The organism is Nitratireductor aquibiodomus NL21 = JCM 21793, assembly GCF_000615975.1.
Lineage (GTDB): Bacteria > Pseudomonadota > Alphaproteobacteria > Rhizobiales > Rhizobiaceae > Nitratireductor > Nitratireductor aquibiodomus.
This window is the reverse complement of sequence record NZ_BAMP01000029.1, coordinates 33,909-45,458: the sequence shown is the minus strand read 5'-3', so window position 1 is coordinate 45,458 and position 11,550 is coordinate 33,909. Positions and strand designations below refer to the sequence as shown.

13 protein-coding genes and 3 pseudogenes are annotated in these 11,550 nt (G+C 61.3%); 11 read left to right on the top strand and 5 right to left on the bottom strand.

The features are described 5' to 3' along the window. Nucleotides 1-371, bottom strand: a 371-nt coding sequence (locus JCM21793_RS10380) for an alpha/beta fold hydrolase (protein WP_025030313.1), incomplete at its 3' end; no start/stop codon positions are given. Further along, a complete protein-coding gene (gene leuA / locus JCM21793_RS10375; protein ID WP_025030312.1) occupies nucleotides 368-2,032 on the bottom strand; it encodes a 2-isopropylmalate synthase in 1,665 nt (554 codons plus the stop codon). The genes leuA and JCM21793_RS10380, both read right to left, overlap by 4 nt. A gap of 444 nt (nucleotides 2,033-2,476) precedes the next feature. On the opposite strand from leuA, the gene JCM21793_RS10365 reads away from it, so the two are divergent. The 3 genes and pseudogenes from JCM21793_RS10365 to JCM21793_RS25270 all read left to right on the top strand — a co-directional run bounded on the left by JCM21793_RS10365 (nucleotide 2,477) and on the right by JCM21793_RS25270 (nucleotide 3,954). Then, nucleotides 2,477-2,812 (top strand): ArsR/SmtB family transcription factor, encoded by a 336-nt coding sequence (locus tag JCM21793_RS10365; RefSeq protein WP_007008734.1) that lies wholly within the window; start codon nucleotides 2,477-2,479, stop codon nucleotides 2,810-2,812. Continuing rightward, nucleotides 2,809-3,276, top strand: a complete 468-nt coding sequence (locus tag JCM21793_RS10360) for an SRPBCC family protein (RefSeq protein ID WP_025030311.1) — start codon at nucleotides 2,809-2,811, stop codon at nucleotides 3,274-3,276. The genes JCM21793_RS10365 and JCM21793_RS10360 overlap by 4 nt, the downstream gene beginning before the upstream one ends. Further along, nucleotides 3,197-3,954 (top strand): annotated as a pseudogene (locus JCM21793_RS25270) (DUF899 domain-containing protein). The gene JCM21793_RS10360 and the pseudogene JCM21793_RS25270 overlap by 80 nt, the downstream one beginning before the upstream one ends. A gap of 5 nt (nucleotides 3,955-3,959) precedes the next feature. Here JCM21793_RS25270 and JCM21793_RS10350 read toward each other — a convergent pair. Further along, nucleotides 3,960-4,478 carry a winged helix-turn-helix transcriptional regulator gene (locus JCM21793_RS10350; protein WP_025030310.1) on the bottom strand — a complete coding sequence of 173 codons (519 nt, stop codon included), beginning with the start codon at nucleotides 4,476-4,478 and terminating at the stop codon, nucleotides 3,960-3,962. Between the two features lie 117 nt (nucleotides 4,479-4,595). Between JCM21793_RS10350 and JCM21793_RS31460 the strand changes: the two are divergent. From JCM21793_RS31460 to JCM21793_RS30230, 4 genes and pseudogenes are all read left to right on the top strand, one after another. Then, nucleotides 4,596-5,199: pseudogene (locus JCM21793_RS31460) on the top strand (dihydrofolate reductase family protein). A 122-nt stretch (nucleotides 5,200-5,321) separates the two neighbouring features. Then, entirely contained in the window at nucleotides 5,322-6,158 is an 837-nt protein-coding gene (locus JCM21793_RS10330; protein WP_025030307.1) for an alpha/beta fold hydrolase, read from the top strand. A gap of 38 nt (nucleotides 6,159-6,196) precedes the next feature. Continuing rightward, complete coding sequence (locus JCM21793_RS30235; protein WP_244439720.1) at nucleotides 6,197-6,811, top strand: serine hydrolase domain-containing protein; 615 nt, start codon at nucleotides 6,197-6,199, stop codon at nucleotides 6,809-6,811. Further along, on the top strand, nucleotides 6,748-7,515 hold the full coding sequence (locus tag JCM21793_RS30230; RefSeq protein ID WP_051556159.1) for a serine hydrolase domain-containing protein: 768 nt from the start codon (nucleotides 6,748-6,750) through the stop codon (nucleotides 7,513-7,515). The genes JCM21793_RS30235 and JCM21793_RS30230 overlap by 64 nt, the downstream gene beginning before the upstream one ends. 16 nt (nucleotides 7,516-7,531) lie before the next feature. On the opposite strand, the pseudogene JCM21793_RS25255 reads toward JCM21793_RS30230, so the two are convergent. Next, a pseudogene (locus JCM21793_RS25255) lies at nucleotides 7,532-8,622 on the bottom strand (AbrB family transcriptional regulator). Between the two features lie 145 nt (nucleotides 8,623-8,767). Here JCM21793_RS25255 and JCM21793_RS10315 point away from each other — a divergent pair. The 4 genes from JCM21793_RS10315 (at nucleotide 8,768) to JCM21793_RS10300 (ending at nucleotide 10,651) form a co-directional block, all read left to right on the top strand. Then, a complete protein-coding gene (locus JCM21793_RS10315; RefSeq protein WP_025030306.1) occupies nucleotides 8,768-9,118 on the top strand; it encodes an ArsR/SmtB family transcription factor in 351 nt (116 codons plus the stop codon). A 46-nt stretch (nucleotides 9,119-9,164) separates the two neighbouring features. Next, entirely contained in the window at nucleotides 9,165-9,659 is a 495-nt protein-coding gene (locus tag JCM21793_RS10310) for an SRPBCC family protein (protein WP_007008725.1), read from the top strand. A gap of 296 nt (nucleotides 9,660-9,955) precedes the next feature. Next, nucleotides 9,956-10,129, top strand: a complete 174-nt coding sequence (locus JCM21793_RS29730; RefSeq protein WP_202901416.1) for a hypothetical protein — start codon at nucleotides 9,956-9,958, stop codon at nucleotides 10,127-10,129. Between the two features lie 99 nt (nucleotides 10,130-10,228). Continuing rightward, a complete protein-coding gene (locus JCM21793_RS10300; protein WP_007008723.1) occupies nucleotides 10,229-10,651 on the top strand; it encodes a YciI family protein in 423 nt (140 codons plus the stop codon). Here JCM21793_RS10300 and JCM21793_RS10295 read toward each other — a convergent pair whose 3' ends face one another. Further along, a complete protein-coding gene (locus JCM21793_RS10295) occupies nucleotides 10,652-11,533 on the bottom strand; it encodes a cation diffusion facilitator family transporter (RefSeq protein WP_025030305.1) in 882 nt (293 codons plus the stop codon). It lies immediately after the preceding gene. Between the last annotated feature and the right edge of the window lie 17 nt (nucleotides 11,534-11,550).

Sequence of the window (11,550 nt, the reverse complement as noted above, 5' to 3'; positions counted from 1 at the left end):
AGCTCGCCGGCAATCTCCGGGCCAAAGCCGCCCGGCGCGATGAGCGCCAGAGACGCAACGGACCGGGGCGCGAAATGAGCTGCAAGCACGGCAACCGCGCCGCCGAAGGAATGCCCGGCCATGTGACAGCGCCCGATGCCGCGTTCTTCGAGATCGGCCAGGACCGCCTGCGCGGTGGCTTTGGCCTTGCCGCCGCCGGGAACATCAAGCGAGCGGGCATGACCCGGCAGATCGTAGGCGATGATGCGCAAGCCCGAGGGAAGCGCCCGGCGCACACCCTCCCAGACGCGGTGGCTGCCGGCAAAGCCGTGCAGCAGAACGAGGGCGCGTGCGCCCTCGCCCGTGTCTTCGGCATAAAGTGCGCCCGTCAACCGACGATCCGGTTGGCCGCCGACACCACTGCCTCGAGCGAAGCCGTGACGATGTTGGTGTTGACGCCCGCACCGAAGAGCTTGCCGCCGGGATGCTGGACTTCCATGTAGCAGATGGCTGCCGCATTGGAGCCCTGCTGCATGGAATGCTCGGAATAATCGACCACCGACATATCCACGCCCAGATGCTTGGAGAGCGCGTCGATGAAACCGTCGACCGGACCTGTTCCCACACCCTTGATGACGGTTTCCTCACCCCTGTCCATGATCGTCGCCTCGACGATGCGCTGCCCCTTCACGCTGGTGTCAGGAAACGTCTGGTGATCGACGAACTTGATGCGCGCTCCAGGCTGCTCGACATAGAGCTCCATGAAGCGCTCGTAGATCTGCTTCGCGGGCAGTTCCTTACCCTCGCGGTCGGTGATGTCCTGAATGTCGCCGCGGAACTCCACCTGCAGGTTTCGCGGCAGGTTGAGGCCGTAGTCGGCCTGCATGACATAGGCGATGCCGCCCTTGCCCGACTGGGAATTGATGCGGATGATCGCCTCGTAGGAGCGGCCCACATCCTGTGGATCGATGGGCAGATAGGGCACTTCCCAGAGCGGCTTGTTGGCCGTCTTTATGGCCTTCATGCCCTTGTTGATCGCGTCCTGGTGAGAGCCGGAGAAGGCGGTGTAGACCAGTTCACCCACATAAGGGTGCCGCTCGGGGATGACGAGCTGGTTGCAGTACTCATAGACATCCTTCATGCGGTTGATGTCCGTGCAGTCCAGCTCCGGATCGAGCCCTTGCGTGTACATGTTGAGCGCCAGGGTCACGACATCGACATTGCCGGTGCGCTCGCCATTGCCGAACAGCGTGCCCTCGACCCGGTCGGCGCCCGCCATCAGGCCAAGCTCGGTGGCGGCGATGCCTGTGCCGCGGTCATTGTGGGGATGCAGCGAGATGATCAGGTTTTCGCGCTGATCGAGATTGCGGCACATCCATTCGATCTGGTCGGCATAGATGTTGGGTGTCGACATCTCGACGGTGGACGGCAGATTGATGATCAGTTTGTTGTCCGGTGTCGGATTGATGATCGCGATCACTTCATTGCAGATATCCAGAGCGACATCGAGCTCGGTGCCGGTGAAGCTCTCGGGCGAATACTGGAAACGGTAGCCGCCGCCGGCCTTCGCGGCCATGTCCATGACCATCTTGGCCGCATCGGTGGCGATCTGCTTGATGCCGGCGACATCCTTGCCGAACACGACGCGACGCTGCAGCTCGCTGGTGGAATTGTAGAAGTGAACGATCGGCCGGTTGGCACCCTCCAGCGCCTCGAAGGTGCGGGTGATCAGTTCGGGCCGGCACTGAACCAGAACCTGAAGTGACACGTCGTCGGGTACGCCGCCTTCTTCGATGCACCAGCGGGCGAAATCGAAATCCGTCTGCGAAGCGGAGGGGAAGCCAATCTCGATCTCCTTGAAGCCCATGTCGAGCAGGAGCCTGAACATGCGCGCCTTGCGCTCATGCCCCATTGGATCGATGAGCGCCTGATTGCCGTCACGCAGGTCGACCGAACACCAGATCGGCGCCTTCTCAATACGTTTCGAGGGCCATGTGCGATCTGCAATATCGATCTGCGGATAGGGCTGATACTTGATCGAAGCGTCCGACATTCCCTTGCGCTTCGGTGAAGCTGCGCCGTCTTTTGCCTGGTTTTGTGCCATATCAGTCATCGTATTCTGCGCGTCCATTCCATTTTCTCCCGGCACCGGTTGCGTGCGCTTCGCACGGCGGGCCTGTCAACAGTAAAGTGCGGTTTTGGAGAAAGAGCTTCTGCCGTGCGGCGACATCGATCGCCGGGCGCTCCTTCAACGGACCCGGCGATCGCCGATAAGGCCGAGAAGAAGAAGGCTGGAAGCAAGCGCGCGCACGGTCGCGCCGGCAAAGGCGGCACGAGTGGAGAAAGAAACTGTCTGGCGCGTCATCATGGAAGCTTCCTTAAACGACGCCGGCGCGGCTGGCAAGTGGATCGTCACGCGGCCAGCAGGCCCTGTGCTTGACACCGGGTTCGCGATCTGTATTTTACCAAAAAGATAATTAACTAATTGGTGAAATAAATGCAGAGCGACGCGCTGAGCGCCACATTCTCCGCCCTCGCCGACCCGACCCGTAGGGCGATGCTCGCCCGGCTGGCGGAAGGCGAAGCGACCGTCAACGAACTGGCGGAACCCTTCGAGATGACGCTGCCGGCCATCTCAAAGCACCTGAAGGTTCTGGAGAAGGCTGGCCTCGTGTCGCGCGGAAAAAACGCACAGTTTCGCCCATGCCGGCTCGAGGCAGGCCCGCTGAAGGACATTGCCGGCTGGGTGGAGACTTACCGCCGCTACTGGGACGAGAGCTTTGACCGTCTCGACAGCTACCTGGAAGAATTACAGAAGGAGCAACCGCGATGAGTGTGGAAACAACGCAGAAAGCCGATGCCGAACTCACCATCCAGCGTGTGTTCGATGCCCCACGCGACCTCGTCTTCGAGATGTGGACCCGCAAGGAGCATCTGGATCGCTGGGGCTGCCCGGAAGGCATGACCATACCGGTCTCCGAAGGCGATATCCGCACCGGCGGATGGTTTCGCACCTGCATGCGCGGCAGTGACGGCGCGGAACACTGGGTGAGTGGAGCCTATCGTGAAGTCTCGCCGCCCGAACGCATCGTCTTCACCCACGCCTGGGATGACGAAAAGGGGGATCGCGGCCACGAAACCGTCGTGACCATTTCCTTCAGCGAAACCGCAGATGGAAAAACCCGCATGCACTTCCACCAGGCATTCTTTGCCTCGGATGCCTCGCGCGACGGCCATGCGGAGGGGTGGACCTCCTGCTTCAGGCGGCTGGACGCACTGCTGGCGCAGGCGGCGTAGCATCGAAACACGACGGAGGAGTGCAGCAATGGAACCGCAAACCGTTTCACGCGAGGAATGGCTCAAGGCGCGCGAGGCGCTGCTGGCAAAGGAGAAGGCTCACACACGTGCAGGCGATGCACTGGCGCCGAGCGGCGGCGGCTGCCCCGTGTCAGGGTCGAAAAGGACTATCGTTTCGTGGATGGCGAAGGCAGTCACAGGCTTGAGGCGCTTTTCGAAGGCCGCAGGCAACTGATCGTCTATCACCACATGCTGAAATCGGCCGACCCCGCCCCCTGCTCCGGCTGCTCAATGTTCGTCGACAATCTGGGCGATCCCGCGCATCTCAACGCCCGAGACACCAGCCTGGCACTCGTTTCACGCGCACCGGTGGAGGAAATCGAAGCGTTCAGAAAGCGGATGGGCTGGACCCTGCCCTGGTACTCCGTGATGAGTTCCACCTTCAATGCGGATCACGGTGTGGAAGGCGGCTTCGGCCTGAACGTCTTCCTGCGCGAGGGCGGGTCGATCTACCACACCTACCACACCAGCGGCCGCGGGGTGGAGACACTCGGCACGAGCTGGACCCTGCTCGACCTGACGCCCTATGGACGGCAGGAGACATGGGAAGCGTCGCCCGAAGGCACACCGCAGAGCGCGCCCTATCGCTGGTGGCGGCTCCATGACGAATACGCCTGAGGCGGTCAGTTTCGACCGCCTCCCGCCTGGCGGGCCACCACCGCCTCATAGGCCGCCTGAAGCCGCTCGCGCACATCGGGCCCGCTCCTGTTCGGGTCCGGCGGCGCCCCGAGATGCGTTATCCGCAGATCGTCCATGAACTCTTCCCAGAGCGGCGGCCCGCCCTCTGCAAGAAGCTTTGCCCGAATCGAAAGCTCCTCGGTGACCGGAAGCCATTTGCTGCCCCAGGCACCGATCATGGCGAAGACAGGCACCAGCTCAATGCCCTTTTCCGTCAGACTGTAAATCGCCTTCTGCTTGTGGCTGGGGTCGTCCGCCTTCGAGATCACCCCTTCTGCCGTCAGGCGCCGCAGGCGATCGGCGAGAATGTTGGAGGCAATGCCCTCCATGGAACCGTTCAGCAGTTCGCGGAAATGGCGCCTGTTGCCGAACATCATGTCGCGCACGACGACGAGGCTCCATTTGTCGCCGACCACCTCGACGGTGAGATTGATGGGACATCCCGAGCGGTGCTGGTCCTGCAATATAGCCTCCAGAAAATTCTGATTGCACATTGCCACCAGTTAGCATAGGGTGCAACCAGTTTAAAAATGAAACCAGTTTTAAAAGTGAAGCACAACCACACTGCTGAGGAGGACGGAATGAGCAGGGTCATTGTCTGGGTACTCGTAACGCTGGACGGGTATTTCGAGGGGGAGAAGAAATGGGACCTCGATCATCACGGCGAGGCCTGGGGCGAGGAATTGCACGCGCTAAGCATGAGTTTTGGCCAGAGCGCTGCCGCCCTCGTCTTCGGCCGCGTAACCTATGAGGGCATGAAGCGCACTGGACCAGCGCCGATGCCGCCGACGAACCCGAAGTGACGGCCTTCATGAACGCTCTCCCCAAACTGGTCGCCTCACGAACCCTCACCAGTTCGGACTGGAACAACACCACTGTGACCGCCAACATCGCCGACGCGATACGGGAACTGAAGGCGAATGCCGAGCCCGGCAAGAACATCTACATATTCGGCAGCGCGACCTCAGCGCCTCCCTGCTGAAAGAGGGGCTGATCGACGAGCTCATGCTGGGTGTGGTGCCGGTGCAGCTTGAAAAGGGCACGCCATTCTTCAAGCCGGGCAACGGGCGGCGCAAGTTCACCCTCATCGAGAGCAGGCCGCTAAGCAATGGCACGCTGATCCTGCGTTATGCGCCCGACCAAAATCTCGCGGATACGCCAGAGCAAATAAACGCACACTCATGACCACCTTCCGACCGACCCGCCGCATCATTCTACAGTCGGCAGCCGCGCTGACGATCTGCAACATCGCAGTGCCCCTTCAAGCCGCCGAACTCACGGCAAGAGACGGAGACGAAAGAATGCGCATGATCAAGACCGACACCGGCGTGGAACTCGCCACCCAGAGCTTTGGCGATCCGGCGGATCCGGCCATTCTGCTTATCATGGGAGCGATGGCATCCATGCTTTGGTGGCCGGAGGAGTTTTGCCAGGATCTTGCGGCGCGCGGCCATTATGTGATCCGCTACGACAATCGCGACACCGGGCTTTCCACCAGCTACCAGCCCGGAAGCCCGCCCTATACCATGGACGATATGGCCGAGGACGCGATCCGTATCCTCGACGGCTACGGCATCGAAAAGGCTCATCTGGCGGGCATGTCGCTTGGCGGGATGATCGCCCAGATCGCAGCGCTCATACACCCGCAGCGCGTACGGGCTTTGACCCTGATCTCCACAACGCCCGTCGGGATCGACACATCCGGGCTGCCGCAGACCAGCGCCGCCTATATGGAACATGCTTCCACAGGCGAAAACGTAGACTGGACCGACGACCAACAGGTGATCGACTTCATCGTCAGGGACACCAAGATGATTGCCGGCACCGCACACCCCTATGATGAAGCGCGCGCCCGCAACCTGGTGGAGAACGACGTAAAACGCGCGAGAAATTTCGTCAGCGTGACCAATCATTTCATGCTGAAGGGTGGCGAGGGGCTTGATGGCCGCCTCCCCGTGCTGGAAGCTCCCCTTCTTGTAATCCACGGCACAGCGGATCCGATCTTCCCCGTGGACCACGGCACCTTGCTGGCTGACACCGTTGCCGGCGCGCACCTTCTGAAGATCGAGGGCGGCGGCCATGAACTCCACCCCGGCGACTGGCCGGAAATCATCGCGGCAATCGCAGAACACTCAAACCATTGAACCAGCCAACAGCGCAGGAACCACCGGGGCTCCGAACAATGCAACACAACAAAACGACAGCACCTGATCGCACCCGCCGCGCGCTCGTCACCGGTACCGCGGCAATTTTTGCCTGTTCCGCTTTCACCAGAGGGTCCAGCGCCATGCAGACTGCATCATTCAACCAAGCGGCACTTGACGCACTGCACCGCTCCATCAGCGCCCATGTGGATGCGGGTGAGATCGCCGGGGCGACATGGCTCATCCACCATGCCGAAGAGACACATGTGGGCAGTACCGGCACTTTCGGGATGAACGGTGCGGGTTCGCCGATGGAGCGCGATACGATCTATCGCGTGGCATCCATCACCAAGCCGGTGACGGCGGCGCTGGCGATGATGCTTGTGGAGGATGGCGTGCTGACGCTGGATGGCCCCATCGACGATCTTTTGCCGGAACTTGCAAACCGCCAGGTCCTGAAACGGATCGACGGGCCGCTTGACGAAACCGTTCCGGCCAATGGACCCGTGACCCTGCGCCATCTCTTGACGATGACCTTCGGCCTCGGCGCCATCATGGTGTTTCCGGAAGCTATCCGATCCAGGCGGCAATGCGCGAGGCCGGCGTCGCGCCGAGCTGGGTCCTGCCGCAAATGCCGTCCGATGCCTATATGAAGAAGCTCGGCGAACTGCCGCTCGCAGCGCATCCGGGCGAAAGCTTTTTCTACAACAACGGTCTCGACGTTGCCGGCATCCTGATTGAGCGGGCGACGGGCGAGCGGCTCGGTGCAGTGATGAAGGCCCGCCTCCTGGAGCCGCTCGGCATGAAGGACACGGATTTCTTCGTGCCGGACGACAAGCAGCACCGCCTGCCCGTCCAGTATGGGCCGGACTTTGCCAGTGGCGGTGCACGGGTGATCCCGTTTGGCCCGGAACAGGGCATCGACTTTTCAAGAACTCCGCAGATGGATTCAGGCGCCGGCGGGCTGGTAACCACTGTGGACGATTACGCTGTCTTCTGCCGCATGATGCTCAATGGCGGCGCGCTCGATGGCAGACGCTACCTGAAAACCGAAACCGTGACAGAAATGACGCGGGATCAACTCACACAGGAGCAGAAGCAGACGCCCCATGCATCCATGTTCATGGACGATGGCGGCGCCGGCTGGGGGCTCGGCATGTCAGTGGGGCTCAAGAGCACTCGGCCATGGCTGGCGCAGGGCAGCTTTGGCTGGAACGGTGGCTATGGCACCACGGCCTACACCGACCCGAAGAATGGTCTTGTCGGGATATTTCTCAGCCAGCAGATGATGACATCCCCCGACGCGCCAAGAACCTATCTGGACTTCTGGAAAGGCGCGCGTGCGGCCATTGGCTGATCCTGGGGTCAGGACCCTAGCCGCCCGCCCAGCGCGCCACCATGCGACTGATGGGCGGGCCGGCCAGAAGCACGAAGAGAAAGCGCGCCATCTGCACAGCCATGATGAAAGAGAGGTTCACGTCCTGCGAGGCCGCGGCGGCGATGATGGCGACGGAATCCATGCCGCCCGGGCTCGTCGCCAAGTAGGCGGTGAGCGGATCGATGCCCCACTCCACGTGCAGGAACCAGGCGAGCACACCGCAGAATGCCATTAGGGCGAGAATCGAAATCACCACCTGCGGCAATGCCCTGAAAGCGGTGCGTAAGAGCGCGCGGTCGAATTTCAGGCCGATGGTCCAGCCCACCACCATATAGGCCGCGCCCATGAGCCAGGGCGGGAGCTCCAGCGCAACACCGCCGCCCAGATGCACCAGCGCTCCTGCAAGCATGCCTCCAAGAAAGAATGGCGCCGGCAGCCGCACCAGCCTGCCGAACAGCCGCCCGCCAGCGCCGTGACCAGCGTAATTGCAAAGGCTGCAAGATCGATCGGGGGAAACCAGACCGTTTCAGGCGCATCGACACCGGACGTGTCGACCCACAGCCTTGCAATGAGCGCAGCGGCAACGGTGACGAAGATCACCCGCAGATACTGCATGAAAGCCACGAGCCGTGCATCGGCACCGAAAGCACCCGCCATGAGAACCATGGCCGTGGCCGCCCCCGGCGCAGAGCCCCAGACGGCTGTTGTGCCGGGCAGTATCCTCCAGCGGCTGACGAGAAAACCCAGAAAGCTGCTGGCCGCGACCGTCACCAGCACCGAAAGCAGGAGGATGGGCCAGATATCGGCAAAGGAGGCAATGATCGCGGGCTCGAGTGAACCGCCGATCAGAAGCCCCACCAGTGCCTGCGCCAAGGCAAATCCAAGACCCGGAACGCGGATGCCCGCACCCAGTGCCCCGGTGGCAACGGCAGCGAGCATGGGGCCGATGAGAAGTGCTGCCGGCAGCGCGCCAAAAAGCATCACTCCGGCAAAAGCCATGGTGAGAGCGATGAGAAACAGCCACTGGAAAACAGGATCAAGACGCGTGAGAGGGCCCTTGAAGGAAGTCTGCGGCGTGGTGTCCATTAACAAGCGTCCCGACTGTCTGCCATGACGGCATACAGGATCGGGCCGCATATGGGAATGTCCACGTCCCATGGCCGCTGGTGCTGTCGATTGATTTTACATTCCCAATATGCTATATAACCGATAAGATATTTAAGTGAGCACCATGCAAACCGATCAACTTGATGCGACATTCGCGGCTCTGGCAGATCCGACGCGACGGGCGATTCTCGCACGCCTTGCCGAAGGAGAGGCCACCGTGATGGAGCTGACGGAACCTTTCGACCTGAGTCAGCCGGCCATTTCCAAGCACATCAAGGTGCTGGAAAAGGCCGGGCTCGTCTCACGCAGCCGCGATGCGCAGAGGCGTCCTTGCAAGCTGGAAGCCCGCCCACTGGGCGAGGCCATCGACTTTCTGGAACAGTATCGTCGGTTTCTGGAGGTGCGCTACGCAAAGCTCGACGCCCTTCTTGAGACCCTGAAGACCGTGAACGATCCAACCGCAGGCACTGGTTGACCCGGGCCCCGCGCCTTTCCTGATCAGACACCGAAAGGAACCCCGCATGTCACACTCCAGGACCATCACCGTCACCGCACGTGGTGACAGGGAGCTCGTGATCACCCGCCGCTTCAATGCTCCGCGGCAGATGGTGTTCGACGCTCACACGCGACCCGAGTTGATCAAGCGCTGGATGACCGGCCCGGAAAACTGGACGCTGCCCGTGTGCGAGATCGACCTTCGGGCGGGTGGCAAGGGCCGCTATGTGTGGCACAACACCGAAAATGGCGCCGATATGGGCATGACGGCGACCTATCGGGAAATCGATGCACCCCACCGTATTGTCCATGAAGAGATGTTCGATGAGGACTGGACCGGCGGGGGCACGGAGATCATCACCACGTTCGAAGACGATGGCGAGACCACGCGTATGGAAATGGTGATCCGCTGTAAGTCGAAGGAAGCGCGCGACAACATCCTGAAGTCGCCCATGTCCGATGGCATGGAGCAGGGCTACGCCCGTCTCGATCGCCAGCTTGCCGAACGCAGGGCCGCTTAGGGTTCAGGACCTGTTGGATATCTAATAGTGAGGGAATGCGCCATGGCGCACAACGCTTCCAGGGCTGCACACCGCCATCATGGTGTGCTTCGCAGCATCGGCGCAGTGTTTCTGGGTCTGGCGGTGATCTTTATCCTGTCTCTGGGGATGGATCAGCTCATGCACAGCCTCGAAATCTACCCGCCTTGGGATCAGCCCATGGTGGATGTGGAAGATGGGTTGCTTGCGCTCGGCTATCGCACTCCCATCGCCATTTTCGGCTGTTATCTCGCAGCGCGCTTCGCGCCGCGCGCGCGATGGCTCACGCGCTGGCGCTCGGTGGCATCGGCGTGGTTCTTTCCACACTTGGTGCAGTCGCCATGTGGCAGATGGGCATGCACTGGTATCCGATTGCGCTGATCCTCATCAGCCTGCCCTGCGCCTGGATCAGCGGAAAGCTTTATCTGGCGCGGAAATCAGGCTCGCGGTAGCGTCGCAGGGGTCCGGGTTCACGAAACAAAATCAATGAGCCTGTCGGATTGTCACTTCCTTATTCGTCCTGGGCGGGACAAGAGGAGAAGGAACCTGCAATGCGCTACATGATGCTGATGATCCCCAAGGGATATGAGACGGCCGGTCCCGAGCTCGACCTTCCGGCCGATGCGGTGGCCAAGATGATGGCCTACAATGAAGAATTGCGTGCCGCCGGTGTACTGGAAGCGCTGGAGGGTCTGCATCCGCCGTCTGCAGGCGCGCGGGTTTCGTTCGCCAGCGGCGAGCCAGTGGTGATCGATGGACCGTTTATTGAGGCCAAGGAAGTGCTCGGCGGCTTCTGGATCATCAACGTTCCGACACTCGACGATGCCATCGAATGGGCAAAGCGCTGCCCCGGTTCGCCCAATGAGACCATCGAGATCCGCAAAATCCAGCAGATGGAAGACTATAGCGATGAGGTGCAGGAGATCGTGAAGACTTATCCCGACGTGCTGGAAAAGGGCATCAACCGCTCCTGATCAGCAGAATTTCGCCTTGTGCTCCGGTTCCACGTGAATGGTGACTTCCGCACCGGGCTGGGCCTTTTCGAGCGCCCCTTCGATGCGGTCGCAGATGCGGTGTGCGGCCTCGACCGTCATGTCGGACGGGACCACGAGATGAAACTCGATGAAGCGGGCCCTGCCCGCTTCACGCGTCTTGAGATCGTGGAATTCGAGGGCTCCGTCATCATTGTCGGTGATCACGCGCTCGATCCGGGCCAGCTCCTCGGGTTCAACCGAAACATCCATGAGACCCTGTACGGACTCGCCCACCAGATGCCACCCGTGCCACAGGATATTCAGCGCAACCACAAGCGCCATCACCGGATCGAGCCAGTACCAGCCCGTGGCCACGGCAAGCACGAGACCGGAAATGACACCGGCAGAGGTGACGACATCTGTCCATAAGTGCTTCCCGTCGGCGACCATGGCAGGTGAGCGGGCCTTTCTCCCTGTGGAAATGAGAAGCCAGGCCCACAGGCCGTTGCCGACCGCGGCCAGCCCGTTGATCACGAGGCCGACAACCGGAGCGTCGAGCGGGCGCGGCTCGAAAAGAACCATCCATGACTCATGGATGATCAGCAGCGCGGCGACGACGATGAGGACGCCTTCCAGAACGGCGGAAAAATATTCCGCCTTGTGATGGCCGAACGGGTGATTGTCGTCGGCCGGCGTGTGGGCGATGCGCAGCGCATACCACGCCACACATGAGGCGACGACATTGACCACCGATTCCATCGCATCTGAAAAGAGCGCCACGGAATCGGTGAGCCACCACGCGGCAAGCTTGAGCGCGAAAATGCCCAGCGCAACAACGATGGACCACATCGCTATGCGCTGAAGCTTGCCATTGGATGGCATGGCGGTTCCTTTCCATC